The sequence below is a fragment of the Mucilaginibacter mali genome, assembly GCF_013283875.1.
Lineage (GTDB): Bacteria > Bacteroidota > Bacteroidia > Sphingobacteriales > Sphingobacteriaceae > Mucilaginibacter > Mucilaginibacter mali.
In genome coordinates this window covers 5,269,207-5,288,757 of sequence record NZ_CP054139.1, presented here as the reverse complement: position 1 = coordinate 5,288,757, position 19,551 = coordinate 5,269,207, and the positions used below count along the sequence as shown (strand labels likewise).

Sequence of the window (19,551 nt, the reverse complement as noted above, 5' to 3'; positions counted from 1 at the left end):
TAACTCCACCTGTTTTCTTGACCTACATCATGAATTTCCTGTAAAAACAGGGATAAATTTGTATCAACAAAAACAAGAAAAGGAGAATTATCAATCATGGCTAACACCGTATTACATAAAGCCAATACCCGTGGTTTTGCAGACCATGGCTGGCTGAAAAGTCATCAAACATTTAGCTTCGCCGGTTATTACGATCCGCACCGTATCCACTTCGGCGCACTGCGTGTACTGAACGACGACGTTGTTTTGGGCGGAGGTGGCTTTGGCAAGCACCCGCACGATAATATGGAGATCATCTCGATACCTTTAGAGGGCGACCTGGAACATAAGGACAGTATGGGCAATACCGCTGTGATCAAGCACGGCGATATACAGGTAATGAGCGCCGGTACCGGTATCTACCACAGCGAGTATAATAAAGATGCTGCCGAAGCGGTTAAGTTTTTGCAGATATGGGTATTCCCTAACAAACGCAATGTAGACCCACGGTACGACCAGGTAACACTCGATCCTGCCGACCGCCACAATAAGCTGCAACAGATCCTCTCGCCCGATAAGGACGACGCCGGCGTATGGATCTATCAAAATGCCTGGTTCCACATGGGCAATTTTGATAAAGGCGTAAGCAGCGAATACAACCTTAAAGCCGAAGGCAATGGCGTATACATATTTGTGCTGAAAGGCGATGTAAAAGTGAACGACCAGTTGCTGAATACCCGCGATGGCTACGGCATTTGGGATACCGAAAAATTTACCATCACCGCCGAAACTGATGCCGAGTTTTTGCTGATGGAAGTACCGATGGAGTTTAAGTATTAAATGAGAGGATAAAGAGAAGCTGTTCCCTCCCACCGGGAGGGGTGTGGTGGGATCATGAAGTGGCAGGAGGGGTTTATACGATATTACATCCTGACTAAACCCCTCCTCCCTACACTCTCCCGATGGGCGGAATCGCACGCTCCCCGTACTTTAATTTTAATCATATCAAATGAACAAAACAGAAATTCTGGCCGTATGCCGCCACCCCGAAATATTGCAGACCATTATCAGGTTGATCAATAACAACCCCGAATGGAATGGCACCGGCGCAACCGACGAGCACCAGGCAATGGTGCTTTTTACCGCGCGCCCATTTGATGTGGTATTAATGGGCAGCGGGATGGATGCCATATCGGCAGATAAGATAAAACCCGCATGCCGGGCTATTAATCCGCTTGTGAAATTTATACAGCATTATGGCGGCGGCAGCGGTTTGCTTACAGCCGAAATATACGGGGCCCTGACCCCTCCCAAACCCTCCCCAAAGCATCGGGCTTAAAGAATTTTCGATAAGGAAATCTCCACTTCGGGGGAGATTTAGAGGGGTTGCTTTTTCACCACCAATATATTCAACGGCGGGAAAGTCATTAAATAGTTAGCCCCCATCATTTCGGTATCCAACCCCAACTGCTTAAAGTTATACCGGTATTCGTGCATGTGCCTAAAATCGGAAATAACGGCTGTGCCGCCTTTCTTTAATACCCGGGCAATTTCCTGGCAGGCCTGTAAGCGCCGGGGCTTTTCGTAAATATTATGGATACACAGGTTCGATAATATCACATCAAAGGTTTCATCGGCAAAACTCATTTCCGTAGCGTCCTCACTCATAATAGCGCATTTATTGCCTACCTGCTCCAGCACAGCATTTTTGATGGTGTTTTCTCTTTTGTTCCGGCTCAGGTCGGTATTGCTCCAGGTATCTATCCCGGTAGACCGGCCTGTGTTGAGCTGTTTGGCGGCGCCTATCATCAGCAAACCCAGGCCAGTGCCTACATCCAGCACCTGTTCGTTACCCTTCCAACTGATCAGGCTCAGCATCCGGTCGCGGTGGTGATATTTCCCGTTTAACGAATATAGCAGCATCAGCAAACCAGCCAATACACAGGATGCGCCCGACCATATAAAGCCACGCGTATCGATATCCGTACTGCCAACTTTTACATGCGGAAAAATAATAACGGTAATAATGAGGATAGTGCCCAAAATAACAAGGTTACGGACAACGCCGGGCGCGTCGATACCGTAATTAACCTTGCCCGGTGATGAGGTAGGGTTCATTTGTTTTTTCAGTAAGAGGGTTTAATCAATGCTTTAAAGTTAAAAAATAAACTATAAATTTCCGACACAATGCCCGCAGAAAAAAAATACCGCAAGATCCGCCCCGTGCAGTTAATAGCCGTTATCTTTTTTACCGTGTCCGGTGGCCCTTACGGGCTTGAACCTTTGCTGGGTTACGCGCACGAACATGGCGCCCTGCTATTATTATTAATAACCCCGCTTTTGTGGGATGTCCCCGCCATATTTACCGTGCTTGAACTGAACAGCATGATGCCCGTTACCGGCGGCTATTACCAGTGGGTGAAACATGCGCTTGGCCGCCGCTTTGGCTTTTACGAGGGCTGGTGGACCTGGCTATACACCTTTGCCGATCTGGCCATCTACCCTGTATTATTTATCCAATACGCCACTTTCTTTTTCCCGGGGATAGCCGCTTATAAAATACCCGTTTGCCTGGTTATTGTATGGTTCTCGGCCGCGCTGAATATTTGGGGCATTGTGCCGGTTGGGCGGGTGGCTGTTGCGCTTGGCGCCATTTTGCTGGTACCGTTCCTGGTACTTTTCGCGGTGTTTGCAAGCCATCATACCGGCGGTTTCCTGTTGCCGCCGCCATCGTTAAAGGGCATCGACTATCCATCGCTGGGCTTAGGCATTTATACCGTGATGTGGAATTGCTTCGGCTGGGATAATGTAACCACTTATGCCGAGGAGGTGGAAAAGCCCGAACGATCGTACTTTGTATCCGTTTTAACCGCTTTTATTTTGGTGATGGTAGTTTACTTTTTAGTGATCGTTACCGCGCAGTTATCGGGCATCAATTATCAAACTTTTGCCGATGAGGGCCTGCCTGCTTTAGGTATGCTGATCGGCGGGCGCTGGCTGGGGGCGTTTATCGCCTTCGCGGGATTATCGAGCACGCTGGGCCTGTACATTGCCAACCTGCTGGCCGTATCGCGCCTGCCGCAGGTAATGGCCGACGACGAATTTCTGCCCGGTCGCCTGCATACCTTGCACCCCCGGTTCAACACCCCTTATATTTCTATCATCGTTTGTTCGGCGCTCATTAGCCTGATGTGCTTCTGGAGCTTTGGCGATCTGATCATTATCGATGTTACCGTTTATGGCGCGGGCCTGTTTTTGGAGTATGTATCGCTGGTGAAGATGCGCATTAACGAGCCTGACCGCACACGGCCTTTCCGTATCCCCTTAAGCACGCGATGGATCTGCATATTGCTGATATTGCCGGTTGGCATTTATACCGTGGCCCTGAGCGGGGTGCTATCGTCTATGTCCGAAGCGTTGAAGCCTGCTTTGTTTGCCATAGGGGCATTGCTAAGCGGCGAGGTGGTTTGGCGATTGATACTTTGGCGGAGGCCGCATTTGAAAGTATAACAGATCTATATAATTTAAAGATGCATCAATATAACTTACAATGGCTTTTTAACCGGTATGATAGCGGCGAACCGCTTAAATTCCTTTTCTTTTGGGGGCATTCCAATAAAACCAATGATAAGGTTGGGAAGTTTTGCTTCAGCCAATGGTATGAGTTGCCTTTTGTGGTTGATGACATCAGCTATAAAACTACCGAGCATTGGATGATGGCGAATAAGGCGCTGCTGTTTGATGATACCCAAACGTACCATAAAATTATTAATGCAGTTAAGCCCGGAGAGGTAAAGGAATTGGGCAGGCAAGTATGTGGCTTTGATGAGATAATTTGGAACAGGGAGCGATATAATATTGTGGTAAAAGGCAACATTCATAAATTTAATCAACATCCGCAATTTGCCCAATACCTTATCAATACCGCCAACCGGATCTTGGTGGAAGCCAGCCTGGTTGATAAAATATGGGGCATTGGCCTGGCACAAGATGCAGAAAATATAAACAACCCGCACTTTTGGAACGGACAGAATTTATTAGGCTTCGCCCTGATGGAAGCGCGCGATCTTTTAAAAGAATATGGCCATTTCAGTGCTGTAATTTCGCCGGTGGCTATCCCCTGGAAGGCGCACCCTGAAATTCATCCCTATGATATGTTTTGGCAAATGGGTGACGGTGAAAGCCTTGCCATGCGTTTTTGGGCATGGTACGATGAGCTGGACCTGCGCGAACAGTTGATCTTTAAATTAACCAATCCTGTGCCGTATGTATGGCGCGAAATTTTTGATTTTAATGAGTAATATACTACCCTGCAAACAAAAGCAACCGTACGCTACTGCCCTGAAGTCTAAAACTTCAGGTATATATGTACGTAGTCTGGAACTGCGGGACAGCTGAGCCCATAATTTGTACACGCAAAACCACACCCAAAGGCAAATAGCCCGGCTGTTAAAGAGTGTTGGTACGGTTAGCCAGTTGCTGCGGGAAGAAGAGAGTTAAATAGCCCAATGCTATAACTAATTTATTTAATCATCATGCAATTGCTTGCATTATTATCTGTTTATTAATTAAAAATTTTACATACCAATACGTATGTAAAATTTTTCTAAATATCTTATAATCTGCGCTTTAAGATGTCGAAAATAATACTACTTTTACAGTCCTGATTAATTATTGATTTTAAACCCTATTGTATGTCAAAGCGCAATATGCTGGCAGGCTGCGGACTTGTTTTGCTTTTTTTGTGCTCGTGCAGGCTTAACCAAGACCCTAAGCCGGCGAGCTTTATTCAATATCGAAACGACAGGGAAGTAGTCCCTTTGCTGGCAAGCAGTGCTCCTGCGGCCGTTAATGTGGTTATTTTAGGCGATGGTTATGAAAAGAAGGACCTACAGGTGGGAGGCGAATTTGATACAAAGGCGAAGGGCGTGGTCAACTATCTTTTTACAACCGCTCCGTTTAGTTCGTATAAAGAATACTTCAATATTTACGAGGTTTGCGCCGAATCAAAAGATAACAAACCCGGAAACAATGTTCCAAATGAAAATACGGCTTTTAATACCGCGCTTTTAACTGCCACAAATTTATTTAGTGCTAACAATAAAAAATGCAGTGATTACGCACGCCTGGCTGTTTCAAACGGAACGATCAACCTGATCATCCTATTGGTGAATAATGCCGAAAATGCAAGCTACTTAGATAATCAACTGGATATAGTGCCTGCGGGCGACAAGTATTTAAGCGTACTGTTGCATAAAATAGGGCATACCTTTGCCGATCTTGGCGAGGAAAGTGCCAACACCGGCGATCAACCTGTTCTTAAAAACGCCGTTGCCGGCTACCCCAATTTAGATGTCACTACCGATCCGGCAAAGGTAAAGTGGGCATCATACCTGAAGTTAAAAACCTATTCGCCCGTGGTTGGTATCTACGAGGGTGGATATTTTGTGTCAAAGGGAGTTTATCGCCCTGAACAAAACAGCGTAATGCGCGATCCTTATACTTATTCAAACTTTAACGCCCCATGCCGCGAGGCGATAGCAAAACGGATATGCAAAATTACCGGTGTTACTTTTAATTTGAACGATTTTTTAGACAGGGACAAAAACTCGATACAGCCAAGGATCGTACCTGTTACAACACCCCCGGTGTCGCCGGTGAAGCCCAATCCTATTCCAGGGCCCTGGGCGCCAGATGTATCTTACTGATGAACGCGCGATATTAATATATCACGCTCCCGCAGGTTTAGCGCAGCGTAACCTGTGGGCATAATTCGCGGAAGTTTTTAAACTTCCGCGATACCAGGCACCGGTTGATTTCCACCACAACTCCCAGCCTTCAAACCAGCGCCAGCATAGGAGCTTATAAAATATTTCCCTCAACGCTTCTACACAAAATAAAATCCTGATCATCTTCCGATAGTTCATCTGTTTCACTAACAGGATCAAGACTTAAGTAATATCCCTTGTCTGATTTAAAAAACTTGTACCTTTCTACATTATAAAAATAACGTGTATTATTATAATAGAAGCCGTATTCAATTACATCTGCAAAATGCACCCTTAACGTAGTTTCTGTTTGTTGAATTCTATTGCGCGAAATAAAATACACATCGATACACAGTTTATAATCGCTCATGTAAATGTCAAAGCGCGAAACCACAGCATCGTGAATGTAATAGCTACCTTTGGTTAGTTTAAGTAAGTCTTCATTTTTGTAAACAGGTTCCATAAAAAAGGCTCCCCGTTAGGGAGCCTCAATTTACATATTTTCAAAAACCTTTCAGCTTTCGCCTTTAACCTTTTACCTCAAATTCTCACGTTCCAAACTCAGGCGTGGTCACTTCGCTTTCTTCAAACTCGTAATCGGTTAGTGGCGGGCACGAGCAGATCAGCGTTCTATCGCCGTAGGTGTCGTTAACCCTGCCAACCGATGGCCAAAATTTGTAGGCCGCAACGTAAGGCAGCGGGAAGGCTGCTTTTTGGCGGGTATATGGGTGTTCCCAATCATTACCGGTAACTACGCCAACGGTATGCGGGGCATTCTTCAACGGGTTGTCGGTTTTATCCGATAAGCCTTTTTCTACATCGTCAATTTCATGACGGATGCTGATCATGGCATCGCAGAAACGGTCAAGCTCGTGCTTCGGTTCCGATTCGGTAGGCTCTACCATCACGGTACCCGCAACCGGGAACGATACAGTAGGCGCGTGGAAACCATAGTCCATTAAACGTTTGGCAATATCCGTAACCTCGATGCCGAAGTTTTTGAACGCGCGGCAATCCAGTATCATTTCGTGCGCGCAGCGGTCGTTAGCGCCGGTGTATAATACCGGGTAGTGGTGCTGCAGGCGCGCTTTAATATAATTGGCGTTCAGGATAGCGTAGCGGGTAGCATTGGTCAAGCCATCACCGCCCATCATAGCGATGTAGGCGTGCGAGATGATCAATATCGAGGCCGAACCCCATGGCGCTGCCGAAACAGCCGGGATTGATTTGCCTTTATCAATATCTACCACCGCGTGACCGGGCAGGTAAGGCACCAGGTGTTTAGCCACACCGATAGGGCCCATGCCGGGGCCGCCGCCGCCGTGAGGGATACAGAATGTTTTATGCAGGTTAAGGTGGCAAACGTCGGCACCTATGTTGGCCGGACTGGTTAAGCCTACCTGCGCGTTCATGTTTGCGCCATCCATATACACCTGGCCGCCATTCTGGTGAATGATCTCGCAGATCTCGATGATCGATTCTTCAAAAACGCCGTGGGTTGATGGATAGGTCACCATCAGGCACGAAAGTTCGTTTTTATATTGCTCGGCTTTGGCGCGCATATCGGCCACATCAATGTTTCCGTTCTCGTCGCATTTTACCACAACTATCTTCATACCCGCCATAGCAGCCGAAGCAGGGTTGGTACCGTGTGCCGATGATGGGATCAGCGCGATGTTACGGTGATGATCGCCGCGGTCCATATGGTAAGCGCGGATAACCATCAGGCCGGCATATTCGCCTTGAGCGCCTGCGTTTGGCTGCAAGCTCATAGCAGCGAAGCCGGTGATCTCGCTCAGCCAGTTGTTCAGTTCATCAAATAACTGCATATAACCGCCGGTTTGATCGGCTGGCGCAAAGGGGTGCATTTTGCCAAAGTCGGCCCAGGTAACGGGTACCATTTCGGTAGTAGCGTTCAGCTTCATGGTGCACGATCCTAAAGCGATCATCGAGTGGCAAAGCGAAAGGTCTTTCGTTTCCAGCGATTTGATATAGCGCAGCATTTCGTGCTCACTGTGGTGGCTGTTAAATACCGGGTGGGTTAAATAAGCCGATTTGCGCTGTAAATTAGTTGGGATAACGGTTTGTAGTTTAGCTTGCAGGCCGTCAAAATCAACATCGTTAATGGTCTTGCCTTTTACTTTGGCAAAGAATTTTACGATGGTTTTGATATCCTCCGGCGATGTCGTTTCATCGATAGCGATAGAGATCTGCGAGCCTTTGTAGTGGAAGTTAACCTCGTTATTTAAAGCTTCCGAATGTATCGGGTTAACCAGGTTACCCAGGTCAAATTTTACGGTATCAAAGTAAGCGCTGTTCAGCTGCTCGTAACCCAATTGCTCCAGCGACTGGCTTAACAAAACAACCAGGCCGTGGATACGCTCGGCGATCAGCTTCAAGCCTTGCGGGCCGTGGTAAGCGGCATACATACCGGCCATAATAGCCAGCAGCGCCTGCGCGGTACAAATGTTTGATGTTGCCTTATCGCGGCGGATATGCTGCTCGCGGGTTTGCAGGGCCATGCGCAGGGCATAGTTACCGGCGCTATCAATAGTTACCCCAATGATACGGCCCGGCATGCTGCGTTTGTATTCATCCTTAGTGGCAAAGAAAGCCGCGTGCGGGCCACCAAAGCCCATCGGTACGCCAAAGCGCTGCGATGTACCTACTACAATGTCGGCACCCCACTCGCCCGGAGGCGTAAGCAATACCAGGCTCATCAAATCGGCCACTACAGTTAGCTTGATACCTTTAGCGTGGGCATCTGCGGCAAAACCGGCGTAGTCGTAAACCTGTCCGTCGCCGGCAGGGTATTGCACAATGGCGCCGAACATGTTCTCGTTAAGCTCAACCGTGCGGTGGTCGCCTACCTGCAGGGTAATGCCATAAGGCTCCGACCGTGTTTTTAAAATATCGATAGTTTGCGGCAACACCTCTTCGGATACAAAGAACACGCTGGCCTGTTGGTTTTTACGCAGGCTGTACTGCATAAACATGGCCTCGCCGGCGGCGGTACCTTCGTCCAGTAACGATGCGTTGGCAATTTCCATTCCGGTTAAATCGATAACCATGGTCTGGAAATTTAGCAGGGCCTGTAAGCGGCCCTGGGCAATCTCAGCCTGGTAAGGGGTATATTGGGTATACCATCCGGGATTTTCTAAAATATTACGCTGAATAACACCGGGAACGATCACATCGTGATAACCCTGGCCAATATAGCTTTTAAATACCTTGTTTTTTGAAGCGGTTTGCCTCAGCGTGTTCAGGTAATCAAACTCGCTTAAAGCGGCAGGCAGGTTAAGCGGTTGCTTCAGCCTGATCTTTGCCGGCACGGTTTGATCTATCAGTTCATCCAGCGAGTTTACGCCAACTGTTTTCAGCATTTGCGCTGTATCAGCCTCGTTTGGAGCAATGTGTCGCGATTGGAATTTTTCCTGGTAAGCGGTGTTAAGTGTCATGAAATGTTTGTCCCCTTGTTAGTTTGCGCAAAGGTACAATTTTAACAAATCACTAACAATCAGTAAACAAATCGTGACAATCAATTTACCCGCGCAATTACAAAGCCAGTTGCCGCAGGTACATTTGGATGGTATTTTCTAACCCATAATACAAGGCGTCGCTAATCAGGGCGTGGCCTATACTTACCTCCTGTAAACCCGGGATATTTTGCGCGAAGTATTGCAGGTTGTGCAGGTCAAGATCGTGCCCGGCGTTTAAGCCTAAGCCCAGCTTTTGCGCCGCCTGCGCCGCGTGGATGTATGGCGATATCGCCTGCTCGCGGTTTTGGTGATAATGGCTGGCATAGCCCTCGGTATACAGTTCAATGCGGTCGGTGCCGGTTTCGGCGGCGCCCTCCACCATCTTTACATCGGGGTCTACAAATATCGATACACGGATACCATGTAATTGAAAGATGCTGATCATCTCCTTTAAATAATCCTTATGCTTAATGGTATCCCAGCCATGGTTGCTGGTGATCTGGCCCAATACATCGGGTACCAGGGTAACCTGTTCGGGCTTATTAGAAAGCACCAGGTCGATAAATTTTTGCTCCTGGCAATTGCCTTCGATATTGAATTCGGTGGTAACGATCTCCTTCAGATCGAACACATCCTGGTAACGGATATGCCTTTCGTCAGGGCGCGGGTGCACGGTAATGCCCTGCGCGCCAAAGCGTTCGCAATCTTTGGCCACCTGTATCAAATCGGGATTATTGCCCCCGCGCGAATTACGCAGCGTGGCTATTTTATTAATATTTACGGATAAGCGGGTCATATATATACCAGGTAAATTTTTTGTGGCAATTGAATACGATTAACAAACCTAAACTGCATTTAGGTTTAATTATTTGCAATGTTAAAGGAAAGGGTTTATTAAACCTATTTTAGTTTTGAATTTGCAAGTTAACGGCAGTCATATCATTAGTGGTTAACGGAAAATGCGGGGTAAGGAGGAGAGGTTTTAATCTATAGGAAAGAATGGTTGATTTCGATTAACTACCGATTTCAACAATCTGTTCACCACTTTCTAACAACTGTTTGGCTTGCGGTAGCGCGGTTTTTAATATCTGGAACATCCGGCTGTTTGAGGTGTTTCCGCAAGTGACCCATATTAATTGAGGAGGGATACCATGCAATTCTATCAATTTTACAAAATCTGCATCTTTGCTTAAAATCACTACAGATTGTGCACGGGCGGCCTTAAATATATCTATGTCCGAGGCGTACAACATATCTAAGGAACGCATGGAAACTGCGTTAATATCAGTAAAGGATTCATTTATCCACAAGGCAATAACAGGCGAAAGCTGTGCATCCACCCAAATCTTCATGCAGCTATAATTGGGTGATCAAGCCGGCTACCCGCATATTTAAGTGCGGCTTCAATATCTTCCTTTTCAAGATCGGGTAGTTCTTCCAACACTTGTTCCTGGGTAAGGCCTGATGCCAGTAAGTCAAGCACGTCAATTACACGGATTCGCATCCCCCGTATACAAGGGCGTCCTCCGCATTGTAACAAATTAACTGTTATACGCTCTTTCCAGCTCATATACAAATATAGTACTTAAATCTTCTTTCCTATATTAGCCTATTCAATATTCCTTTAAAAGTCTTTGATATGATCAAATCATTTTTACTATCGGCCTTTGCCTGCTGCGCTTTTGTGGCGGCCAACGCGCAAACCTTAACCATTCCGCAGCCTATGGCCAAAACCTATGCCAACGGTACCCGCGGTATGGATGGCAAACCCGGCAAAAACTTCTGGATGAACCACGGGAAGTATGATATTGCCATCACCGTTAACCCGCCGCACAGTACGGTTAAGGGGGTGGAACACATTACCTATTATAACGAAAGCCCCGATAAACTGGATAGCCTGAACATGAAGCTGATCGTTAACAGTCACCGCCGCGGGCCTGTGTCGGCACCGGGCGCTACGCCAAGCCCTACCGATGGCTTGCAGGTTGACGAGATCTCGGTTAACGGCACCAAAACCACCTGGGATAATGCCAAAGTTTCGGAAACCAATTACATGATGCCACTGGCCAAACCCTTGCTGCCGCACCAGTCGGTAACGCTGGATATTACCTGGCACTACCTGATGGTACAGGGCCGCGGCCGCGAAAGTATTATCGACCCGACTACCTTTTATATCGCCTATTTCTACCCTCGCGTATCGGTTTATGACGATTACAAAGGCTGGGATACCCAACCTTTTGGTGGTGGCTTAGAGTTTTATAACGATTTGAACGACTACACACTGAGCGTAACCGTTCCGAAGGATTTTATTGTATGGTCGACAGGTACACACCTGAACCCTGATGAAGTTTTGAAACCAGAGATAGCGGCACGCCTGAAAAAATCGTTCACCAGCGATTCTACCATCCACGTGGCCACGGCTAAAGATCTGGCCGATAAGGTAGTTACCGCTCAAAACGCCACCAACACCTGGAAGTTTAAAGCATCCAATATCAGCGATATGGCCGTAGCCGTGAGCGACCATTACGATTGGGATGCCGGCAGTGTAATTGTTGACGATAAAACCAAACGCCGCGTGAGCATGCAGGCCGCGTTCCCTGATGCTTCGGAAGATTTCCATCATTCGGTACAGCATGGCCGCCACTCGCTGGCCTGGTTCTCGCGTAACTGGCCGGGCGTACCTTATCCGTTCGAGAAATCGACCGCGGTACAAGGCTTTGCCGATATGGAGTTCCCGATGATGATGAACGACAGCCATCAAACCGACCTGGGTTTTGCCCAACTGGTGCAAGACCATGAGCAAGCCCACACCTATATGCCTTTTTACATGAGCACCAACGAAAGCTACTACGCCTTTATGGACGAGGGCTGGGCCACAACTTTCGAATACCTGATAGGTATTGAAGAAAAAGGCCAGAAGGGTGCCGATGATTTCTACAAACAATTCCGCGTTACCCGCTGGATCCACGGCGCGCACGATAAAGAAAATCCTACTATCACCCCATCACCAAATGTTACTTTCGGCGCGGGCAATAACTCGTATGGCAAAGCATCGTTAAGCTACTTGGCGTTGAAGGATCTGCTGGGCGATGACCTGTTCAGGAAAGCGCTGCATACCTATATGGATAACTGGCACGGCAAGCACCCTATCCCCTGGGATTACTTTAACTCGATGAAGGCCGGCTCGGGCAAAAACCTCGATTGGTTCTTTTACAACTGGTTCTACACCCCGTCTTATGTCGATCTGAGTTTGGCCAACGTAAGCATATCGGGCAATAAATACACGCTGGATATTAAGAACGTAGGCGGCTTCGCCAATCCGTTCAACGTGGTAGCCACTTATGCCGATGGCTCTACCGAAAGCTTCCACCAAACCCCGGCCGTTTGGGAAAAAGACCAAAAGCAGGCGATAGTAAACGTAAAAGCCGCTAAACAGGTTAAAAGCATTACCATTGATAATGGCATTTATATGGATGCCAACGAAAAGGATAATACCTGGACAGCGCAATAGTTTAAAGCATTCCGCAAACAGAAAGAGCTGGTTAAATAACCAGCTCTTTCTGTTTGCGGAATATCTGTTATCATTTAACTTGACATTTTTTAAAAGACGCATCAGCCTTTATCTGCGATGATGCTATAAATGCACTGCGCGTTTATCGGCTACACGTAAACAAAGGAGGCACAGGGAACGCTTAACGCATGAGGGGTAAAATTTTGCCAATAAAAAAGCCGCCCTGCGTTGCAAAGCGGCTTTTTATTGCGGATCAATATCAGGATAATAGTTGCCCCATACCGTTAGCTTTCAGAAAATCGGGGGTAAGGATCTTTAATATCATTTCGCCCAGTTTAACAAATAGGTTTAACCCCCGCCGAGGGTCGAACATGGTATCCATCCGATTGGTATAACTGTCATCGAGTGCGCCGGCGTTTACCAGGTTGTTGATGATGGCCTGCGACAAGGCGTGCATGTTGGCGGTACCCATCAGGTCGGGGTAGTACGTAACATGCTGCAGGGCAAGCTGCGCCAGGAACAGCGCCACGTTCTCAATTTCAAGGAACAATACTTCCAGTATTTGTATCAACGCCCTGCCTTCAGCGCCATATTTGCCGATGATGTAGGCTTCCAGTTCGTCCAGCAACTCGTCGAGCGTTTGTTCGTTGGCAATATCTTCAATATATACATTTAGCTGCGCCTTTATCAGTTGGGCTGCTTCGCCGGTGATTTTCAAGGCTTGTAAAACTTCGTCTATGCCGATATCAAAAATAGCCTGCACAATTTCGGCTGCCGAAAAAGCGCGAGTTTGGGTAATGCCCACCTGCCCCGGAAGCGGTGGTGTTTGCGGCTGAAGCTGCGTGTAATAACCACCGTTGGGTACCGAGGCCGAACCAATAAGGCTTTGCGATAAAGCACCGGCGGCAATGCCTTTTAAAAGCGCGCCGGGTTGCAGGTATGGATAATATAAAAACGGCACCTGCTCAACCATATTAGGTTCCCAGCCATGCGGAACAGGATCCAGCTTGTTCCAGAAACGGAGTGTGCGGGTGCCCATTACATAGCTATGATGATCGGAGAAAGCTTTATTACCCGGCGATGCGCCCGCGGTAGGCATGGCCGATACTACTACCTTACGGTCGGGGTTCCACATGTGTAAAGTTTGATCGAGGTACAGGGCCAGTACCGACGATTGCGCCCCGCCCAGGCTATGGCCGGATACAGCCAGCGTTACCGGGTGTGGTGTTTGGGCAAAAGTAAACTTCAGGTAGTCGATAAGGGTAGTGCCCGTGGTTTGATCCCTTAGGGTAAGCAAATGCTGTAAACCAACAGCGGTACCGTTTGATATGCAAACCGTTTCGCCCTCGGTTTGTATGCCTGGCTCTAACAGTTCCTTCCACGCAACCATGGTGCGCACGTCAAAGTCTTCAACAAGCCAGCCGTATTTAGATACCGGGTTGGTGGCCGATACGGCTACCACATATTGCCCCTTATCGTTAGCGGCAACATACATGGCATTAGTTACAACCTCGCGCTTAGGGTTTTTGGCATCCATGCCGTACGAGCCTACTACCGGCCCCCATACCACCACCCAGTTGTCCATAAACTTCTGCATGTCGGCATTGGCAAGCAGGGCCTGCAATAGCGTGTTTAGGTCGTGGGTAAGTTCATGGTCGGTGCCTTTTTTATCGCTCGCCAGGTTAGAGAACATGTTAAGTGCAAACACCTGCTGCACAAAGTTAAAGCGGGATGAAATTTTCATGAGAAAGGTTTGAGATTTTTGAAGAATAAGGTTTACAATTGAAATATTACTCTCAAATATAATATTTATAGCTTTAAGGAATAATTAAGCACAAAAAATAAATCGCTTAAAGCCCTAACAATCGTTTACAAAAAAGCATACAGGCAAAATGATTGCCCGTATGCTTAAATATTCATCAAAAAATCCCTCAATTATTTACTCAAACGCTTTACGCTATACATTTGGAATAGCAGCGAACTCACGATCAGCATCAACCCGCAATAAAACCCGGTGGTAAACTCGCGCCCCTCTTTAAAAATAACTATTGCCAGCAGGATGGTATAAAGCGGCTCTAAATTGAATGTAAGGCTCACTGTAAACGAAGAGATCTTTTTCAGCGCCGCGTTGATGAGGAAGTAAAGCAACACGGTGCAAAAAGCCGCCAAAACAAGTAGCCAGCCAAAGTCGGCCGCAGATGGGATGAGCAAATTAACCGGCGTGATCCAAAGCACCAATGGCATCAGCAGCGTAAGCCCGATAGAGCCGCCGCCCATTTGCCAAAGCATAAAGGTGGCGCTATCATAGTCTTTAACAATCCGCTCGCTATACAAGGTATACAAGGCCGAGAACATGGAAGAAAACACACCCAGGATAATACCTGTACGATAACTGGCATCCATCCCGAATATCAACCCGATGCCGCAAAGCGTAAGGCTGCTGAGCAGTAGCTCCTTTATAGATAATTTGCGCCTGTTGATAACCGGCCCAAGGATGGCATTGAAAAAGCTGCTGAGGGCAAAGCACACCACCCCGACAGAAACATTTGAATACTTGATACTGCCATAAAACAGGATCCAGTGGATACCTAATAAAAGACCGGTAAAGCCGATCTTTAGTTTTGATGAATTTGTAATGGCCGTGAATTTGCCTTTAACGGCAAAAAATAGCAGCATGATCAATGCTGAAAAGAATAAACGGTACCAACTGATCAGCGCCGCGTTAAGGGTGATCAATTTGCCGAATATACCGGTGAAGCCCGCCAAAATAAGGGCGATATGTAATTTAATATATGCTTGTTTCATTTTTTAAAATTTGAAGATACGTTGATGCGCCCCTTGCCCGTGAAAGCAGGAATGTACCATTAATTATAGTCCTTTGATCTATAAAAATGAAGCTGGAGGAGGAAGACAGCTAACGTTAAGCATAGTAGGGCAAAACTACTATAAATTATTGGCGATTAGTAGCTTTTTGTTTGGCAAGCCACTCGTTGCGCTTATTGCTAAGGTATTTCCTTACGGGGATATCATAAACTACCATTACCAGGTACGCGAACCCGATCAACAGGATAACCGAGGTGATGACAATGAGCGACAATTGCGCGGTACCCGGTTTATGACTGAGGTAGTAGTTGCCGAACATCCATAGAAAGGTATAATGCGTCATGTACAGGGGGTAGGAGATCTTCCCCGAAAAATTGCAAAGCTTTTTTAAGCCCGGTGTTAAAGTGGCGCCCGCGCCCAAAGCAATTAGCAGGGGGAAATAAAACAGTACGACCAAAGGTTCGGATACCCAGTTCCATTTATTAAACGGCATAATAAAAGCCAGGAACAGTAATAGGGCGATGCCGGTAAAACCCAGCTTGTTTTTGATGATAAAGTTGTAGCGGTAAACCAGCAACCCCGCTAAAAACGAATAGGATATCCGCGCGCAGCCATCCCAAAAGGTAGGGCCGCTCCAGCCGCCCATTAAATTACCCGAACGGTAAGCTACAAAGCAAAGTGCTGCGGCAGCAAGGACGGTTAAAAGCAACAGGTAGCGCCGGGCTATTTTATAAAGCACAAACGCGTAAACAATATTTGCCATATACTCCCAAAACAGCGACCATGCTGGTGCGTTGAAGCTGAACAGGTTAAACCCCCTGTCGCCCATGATGGGGAACGGGCTGATAAGTAACGAACAAAACAAGGTAAGGGCGATCATCCCGGCGCTGTATACTCCCGGATGGCCGACAAACGGATCGAACAGGAAGGCCAGCAGGCCCAGTACCGAGCCTAATATCACCAGCGGGTGCAGGCGGATGACCCTCGATTTAAAAAACTCCGCCATGCCCATTTTGGCTATCCGGTCATCATAAGCATACCCGATAACAAAGCCCGAAAGGCAAAAAAAGAAATCGACTGCCAGGAAACCATGCCCGATAAAGTTTTTGCCGTAATCGCTGTAAACCCATTCCATAAAATGAAATATCACCACGGAGAGGGCAGCTACGCCCCGCAGGCCATCCAATATCTCGAAATGTTGTTTGGTTTGCAGAATTGCCGGCGCGGTTTTGTTGGTATCCATGTTGCGCCAAACTATCTAAAATTAATAATTCAAGCAAATTTATAAGTGAAACCAGCCGGAGATTGCAGACGTACCCATCCGGAAATTGAATTTTAAACTTTAAGTAAACAAAATCAAAAGTGTCTGTAGGGAGACAGGCGCCGGGGTAATTTCCCCGTAGTTTGTGTCATCGTTAGACCGCATACGTTGTGCCATCTTCCCCGCAGTCTGCGTCCTCACAGACCATTCGTACTGTTTACCCATTAAGATCGATTACGGGCTAAAAACGGGGGATTGTTGTAATTTTAAAATAGAGACGACCCCTCGCAACAAATTCTTAATTTTGTCCTCAAAGAAATAAACCACCCATGTCCATATCCACCGAAGAAGAAAGATTAGGGATGCAGCAGGCCAGCGATGCTGTGGCCATTACGCTAAAGAAGATGCGCGAGTATGCCAAACCAGGCATTTCTACCAAAGAACTTGACGATTATGGCGGCGAATTATTGGCGCAAATGGGCGCGCGCTCGGCACCGATATTAACCTATAACTTCCCGGGGCATACCTGCATCAGCATTAACGGTGAGGTGGCGCACGGCGTTCCATCGGCAGATGCCGTCCTGCAGGAGGGCGACCTGGTGAACATCGACGTATCGGCTGAGCTGAACGGTTTTTGGGCCGATAACGGCGGCTCGTTTATTTTAGGTGAGGACATTCACGGCCATGGTAAACTGGTGCAAGCATCGAAAGAGATATTAAAAAAGGCCATCAGCAATATTAAGGGCGGCGTTAAAATATCCGATATCGGTAAGCTGATTGAAACCGAAGCTAAAAAAGCGGGCTATACTGTAATAAAAAACCTGACCGGCCACGGCGTTGGCCGCAGCCTGCACGAGGAACCGCACGAAATAGCCAACTTTTGCGACCGCGATAACCAAACGCGTTTCAAAAAGAATTCGGTGGTAGCGATAGAGACCTTTATTTCAACCCGGTCTACCTATACCGATACCCAGGCCGATGGCTGGACGCTGGTAGGCAACAAGGGCGGCTTTGTTGCCCAGCACGAGCATACCATTATGGTAACCGGCGACCAGCCGGTGATATTCACCGCGCAGAACGGGATTTGGGATTGATAAGTGTTAATGCGATATTTATTGCTGTAATACAATCACCGATGCTAAAAAAGCATACCACTTTATTGCTGCTCATCGCTGCTATACTGTTATTGGTAATAGCCACCTTAAATTACCCCGGTGGCTCGCAGGTTGATAAAAACTCGGTTGGGTATAGCTGGGCCAATAATTACGTGAGCAACCTTTTTGGCGAAACAGCGGTTAACGGCATGCATAACCCCGCCCGCTTTTGGGCGGTTGGCGGCATGGTTTTCCTTTCGGCGGGCTTGGCCTGCTTCTTTGTTAGGTTTGCCAAACGGATACCGCAAAGGGGCGCGGCTAACGTAATTAAATACATCGGCGCCGGCGGCATGGTCTTCACCTTTTTAATAGCTACCCCGCTGCACGATGTGATGATCACCATATCCAGCACCCTGTTTTTAATAGGGATGTTTTACATTACCGTTTTTGTGCTGAAATCTAAACTGCACCTGTTTAAGGTGCTTTGCATCATCGGTCTGCTGATCTTTTATGTTACCCTTTACATGTACGGCATGCACCAGGTAACTTACCTGCCCATTATGCAGAAGATTTGTTTTGCAAGTACCATGGCCCTTGTTTTGGGACTGGAGTATTGCACAGGCGCGGGGGATTTTCAAGCCGGGAAAGCAGGCAAGTAATTTAGCAGGGTTAAAAAAGACTGTGATTAGTGCAATTCCTACCCCCATTGGGCAATCGTTGGACAATTCCGATGTCCCGCTGGAGCAATGTCATTAAGTTACGCTTTTAAGCCCCACCTAAACGGCGAAGCCCTCATGAAATAATCCTCCCCAAAGGGGAGGACTTTAAGAATTTTACGCTTGTGCCGCCTAAGTCTCCCCTACCGGGGGAGATTTAGAGGGGGCTTTATTTGGCTGATCATCCTTAACTTAATGACATTGCCCACAGGGGCTACCTGTTTGTAGCACACGAAAACCCTCAACCTGAAAATTGTAAAATCATCCGCACATTTCCGAACACCACACTGTTTCAAAAGCGACCGTATGTTTACAGATATTTTTTTTGTATCTGGCTGATGAATAGTCGTTTATAAATATGGCACCTGATTTGCGGCATAATCAACCTAAGCAAAAAGCCATGGATAGTAATAACAGGTTCATCGTAAGGCGTACCGACTCGCAGGAGCGATTTGAGGTACTTTGGGAAAAACGCCTGAACGGCGAACCGACCTTAAAAGAGCTGGCCGAAATGGATGAGATCATCAACCGCGATCCCCTGGTGCACCAGTTTGTTTTAAGGGAGATGGAAAAGGAGGCTTTGCCATATTATCATGACGGGCAAGACAGCACGCCGCTGCCGGCAACTTCACCGTTTAAAAAGCTTGTGGCCAAGCTGCGGTCCGTTTTTAAACGGATGATGGTTTTGTTTATAGGGGAAGTGGAGTTGGCGGTTAATTGATTGGGTTATTATTTTTATCGAACTTATAAGTATCGCCTGCGCACTCGTTATATAGCTGTGCCGGTGGCCCCTTAGAGAAATCTATCTTGCAGATACAGGTGTTCTGTTCAGTAGAAAATATCAACTTGTTACCTTGCATATACGTTGGCAATTCATTTGTCATTGTTACATAGTAGTTGCCCAAGTATTTATTCTTATC

19 protein-coding genes are annotated in these 19,551 nt (G+C 47.2%); 9 read left to right on the top strand and 10 right to left on the bottom strand.

What is annotated here, in order from left to right; genetic code table 11:
* The first annotated feature begins 96 nt into the window (after positions 1-96).
* The gene (locus HQ865_RS22425) at positions 97-819 is read left to right on the top strand and encodes a pirin family protein (RefSeq protein ID WP_173417049.1); all 723 of its coding nucleotides are present in this window, start codon (positions 97-99) and stop codon (positions 817-819) included.
* Between the two features lie 169 nt (positions 820-988).
* Complete coding sequence (locus HQ865_RS22420) at positions 989-1,318, top strand: response regulator receiver protein (protein WP_173417048.1); 330 nt, start codon at positions 989-991, stop codon at positions 1,316-1,318.
* A gap of 38 nt (positions 1,319-1,356) precedes the next feature.
* Here the strand turns inward: HQ865_RS22420 and HQ865_RS22415 are convergent, their stop codons facing one another.
* A complete protein-coding gene (locus tag HQ865_RS22415; RefSeq protein ID WP_173417047.1) occupies positions 1,357-2,097 on the bottom strand; it encodes a class I SAM-dependent methyltransferase in 741 nt (246 codons plus the stop codon).
* Positions 2,098-2,166: 69 nt separating this feature from the next.
* Between HQ865_RS22415 and HQ865_RS22410 the strand changes: the two genes are divergently transcribed.
* The 3 genes from HQ865_RS22410 (at position 2,167) to HQ865_RS22400 (ending at position 5,687) form a co-directional block, all read left to right on the top strand.
* Positions 2,167-3,489, top strand: a complete 1,323-nt coding sequence (locus HQ865_RS22410; protein WP_173417046.1) for an APC family permease — start codon at positions 2,167-2,169, stop codon at positions 3,487-3,489.
* A 20-nt stretch (positions 3,490-3,509) separates the two neighbouring features.
* The gene (locus HQ865_RS22405; protein ID WP_173417045.1) at positions 3,510-4,280 is read left to right on the top strand and encodes an NADAR family protein; all 771 of its coding nucleotides are present in this window, start codon (positions 3,510-3,512) and stop codon (positions 4,278-4,280) included.
* A 393-nt stretch (positions 4,281-4,673) separates the two neighbouring features.
* Entirely contained in the window at positions 4,674-5,687 is a 1,014-nt protein-coding gene (locus HQ865_RS22400; protein ID WP_173417044.1) for a M64 family metallopeptidase, read from the top strand.
* 154 nt (positions 5,688-5,841) lie between these two features.
* Here HQ865_RS22400 and HQ865_RS22395 read toward each other — a convergent pair whose 3' ends face one another.
* The 5 genes from HQ865_RS22395 to HQ865_RS22375 form a co-directional block, all read right to left on the bottom strand.
* Complete coding sequence (locus HQ865_RS22395; RefSeq protein ID WP_173417043.1) at positions 5,842-6,210, bottom strand: hypothetical protein; 369 nt, start codon at positions 6,208-6,210, stop codon at positions 5,842-5,844.
* A gap of 85 nt (positions 6,211-6,295) precedes the next feature.
* Positions 6,296-9,205 carry an aminomethyl-transferring glycine dehydrogenase gene (gcvP, locus tag HQ865_RS22390; protein ID WP_173417042.1) on the bottom strand — a complete coding sequence of 970 codons (2,910 nt, stop codon included), beginning with the start codon at positions 9,203-9,205 and terminating at the stop codon, positions 6,296-6,298.
* Between the two features lie 97 nt (positions 9,206-9,302).
* Entirely contained in the window at positions 9,303-10,022 is a 720-nt protein-coding gene (locus HQ865_RS22385; protein ID WP_173417041.1) for a pyridoxine 5'-phosphate synthase, read from the bottom strand.
* A 217-nt stretch (positions 10,023-10,239) separates the two neighbouring features.
* Positions 10,240-10,578 carry a DUF5615 family PIN-like protein gene (locus HQ865_RS22380; protein WP_173417040.1) on the bottom strand — a complete coding sequence of 113 codons (339 nt, stop codon included), beginning with the start codon at positions 10,576-10,578 and terminating at the stop codon, positions 10,240-10,242.
* Positions 10,575-10,730, bottom strand: coding sequence for a DUF433 domain-containing protein (locus HQ865_RS22375; RefSeq protein ID WP_237073548.1), 156 nt, complete (start codon positions 10,728-10,730; stop codon positions 10,575-10,577). Before HQ865_RS22375 ends, HQ865_RS22380 begins: the two co-directional genes overlap by 4 nt.
* Positions 10,731-10,865: 135 nt before the next feature.
* On the opposite strand from HQ865_RS22375, the gene HQ865_RS22370 reads away from it, so the two are divergent.
* Positions 10,866-12,737: a M1 family metallopeptidase gene (locus HQ865_RS22370; protein WP_173417038.1), complete on the top strand. Its 1,872-nt coding sequence runs from the start codon at positions 10,866-10,868 to the stop codon at positions 12,735-12,737.
* Between the two features lie 259 nt (positions 12,738-12,996).
* Here the strand turns inward: HQ865_RS22370 and HQ865_RS22365 are convergent, their stop codons facing one another.
* The 3 genes from HQ865_RS22365 to HQ865_RS22355 form a co-directional block, all read right to left on the bottom strand.
* Entirely contained in the window at positions 12,997-14,481 is a 1,485-nt protein-coding gene (locus tag HQ865_RS22365) for a lipase family protein (RefSeq protein ID WP_173417037.1), read from the bottom strand.
* Positions 14,482-14,672: 191 nt separating this feature from the next.
* Entirely contained in the window at positions 14,673-15,542 is an 870-nt protein-coding gene (locus HQ865_RS22360; RefSeq protein ID WP_173417036.1) for a DMT family transporter, read from the bottom strand.
* Between the two features lie 145 nt (positions 15,543-15,687).
* A complete protein-coding gene (locus HQ865_RS22355) occupies positions 15,688-16,803 on the bottom strand; it encodes an acyltransferase family protein (RefSeq protein ID WP_173417035.1) in 1,116 nt (371 codons plus the stop codon).
* 347 nt (positions 16,804-17,150) lie between these two features.
* Between HQ865_RS22355 and map the strand changes: the two genes are divergently transcribed.
* From map to HQ865_RS22340, 3 genes are all read left to right on the top strand, one after another.
* Positions 17,151-17,915, top strand: coding sequence for a type I methionyl aminopeptidase (map, locus tag HQ865_RS22350; RefSeq protein ID WP_173417034.1), 765 nt, complete (start codon positions 17,151-17,153; stop codon positions 17,913-17,915).
* 41 nt (positions 17,916-17,956) lie between these two features.
* The gene (locus tag HQ865_RS22345) at positions 17,957-18,574 is read left to right on the top strand and encodes a hypothetical protein (protein WP_173417033.1); all 618 of its coding nucleotides are present in this window, start codon (positions 17,957-17,959) and stop codon (positions 18,572-18,574) included.
* A 457-nt stretch (positions 18,575-19,031) separates the two neighbouring features.
* Entirely contained in the window at positions 19,032-19,352 is a 321-nt protein-coding gene (locus HQ865_RS22340) for a hypothetical protein (protein WP_173417032.1), read from the top strand.
* On the opposite strand, the gene HQ865_RS22335 is transcribed toward HQ865_RS22340, so the two are convergent.
* Positions 19,345-19,515 (bottom strand): hypothetical protein, encoded by a 171-nt coding sequence (locus HQ865_RS22335; protein WP_173417031.1) that lies wholly within the window; start codon positions 19,513-19,515, stop codon positions 19,345-19,347. The two genes, HQ865_RS22340 and HQ865_RS22335, sit on opposite strands and share 8 nt — an antisense overlap.
* Between the last annotated feature and the right edge of the window lie 36 nt (positions 19,516-19,551).

What these genes read in the sequence shown, in the direction of transcription:
- HQ865_RS22425 (WP_173417049.1), top strand. Translation starts at nt 97, where the DNA reads ATGGCTAACACCGTATTACATAAAGCCAATACCCGTGGTTTTGCAGAC.
- HQ865_RS22420 (WP_173417048.1), top strand. Translation starts at nt 989, where the DNA reads ATGAACAAAACAGAAATTCTGGCCGTATGCCGCCACCCCGAAATATTG.
- HQ865_RS22415 (WP_173417047.1), bottom strand. Translation starts at nt 2,097, where the DNA reads ATGAACCCTACCTCATCACCGGGCAAGGTTAATTACGGTATCGACGCG.
- HQ865_RS22410 (WP_173417046.1), top strand. Translation starts at nt 2,167, where the DNA reads ATGCCCGCAGAAAAAAAATACCGCAAGATCCGCCCCGTGCAGTTAATA.
- HQ865_RS22405 (WP_173417045.1), top strand. Translation starts at nt 3,510, where the DNA reads ATGCATCAATATAACTTACAATGGCTTTTTAACCGGTATGATAGCGGC.
- HQ865_RS22400 (WP_173417044.1), top strand. Translation starts at nt 4,674, where the DNA reads ATGTCAAAGCGCAATATGCTGGCAGGCTGCGGACTTGTTTTGCTTTTT.
- HQ865_RS22395 (WP_173417043.1), bottom strand. Translation starts at nt 6,210, where the DNA reads ATGGAACCTGTTTACAAAAATGAAGACTTACTTAAACTAACCAAAGGT.
- gcvP (WP_173417042.1), bottom strand. Translation starts at nt 9,205, where the DNA reads ATGACACTTAACACCGCTTACCAGGAAAAATTCCAATCGCGACACATT.
- HQ865_RS22385 (WP_173417041.1), bottom strand. Translation starts at nt 10,022, where the DNA reads ATGACCCGCTTATCCGTAAATATTAATAAAATAGCCACGCTGCGTAAT.
- HQ865_RS22380 (WP_173417040.1), bottom strand. Translation starts at nt 10,578, where the DNA reads ATGAAGATTTGGGTGGATGCACAGCTTTCGCCTGTTATTGCCTTGTGG.
- HQ865_RS22375 (WP_237073548.1), bottom strand. Translation starts at nt 10,730, where the DNA reads ATGCGAATCCGTGTAATTGACGTGCTTGACTTACTGGCATCAGGCCTT.
- HQ865_RS22370 (WP_173417038.1), top strand. Translation starts at nt 10,866, where the DNA reads ATGATCAAATCATTTTTACTATCGGCCTTTGCCTGCTGCGCTTTTGTG.
- HQ865_RS22365 (WP_173417037.1), bottom strand. Translation starts at nt 14,481, where the DNA reads ATGAAAATTTCATCCCGCTTTAACTTTGTGCAGCAGGTGTTTGCACTT.
- HQ865_RS22360 (WP_173417036.1), bottom strand. Translation starts at nt 15,542, where the DNA reads ATGAAACAAGCATATATTAAATTACATATCGCCCTTATTTTGGCGGGC.
- HQ865_RS22355 (WP_173417035.1), bottom strand. Translation starts at nt 16,803, where the DNA reads ATGGATACCAACAAAACCGCGCCGGCAATTCTGCAAACCAAACAACAT.
- map (WP_173417034.1), top strand. Translation starts at nt 17,151, where the DNA reads ATGTCCATATCCACCGAAGAAGAAAGATTAGGGATGCAGCAGGCCAGC.
- HQ865_RS22345 (WP_173417033.1), top strand. Translation starts at nt 17,957, where the DNA reads ATGCTAAAAAAGCATACCACTTTATTGCTGCTCATCGCTGCTATACTG.
- HQ865_RS22340 (WP_173417032.1), top strand. Translation starts at nt 19,032, where the DNA reads ATGGATAGTAATAACAGGTTCATCGTAAGGCGTACCGACTCGCAGGAG.
- HQ865_RS22335 (WP_173417031.1), bottom strand. Translation starts at nt 19,515, where the DNA reads ATGACAAATGAATTGCCAACGTATATGCAAGGTAACAAGTTGATATTT.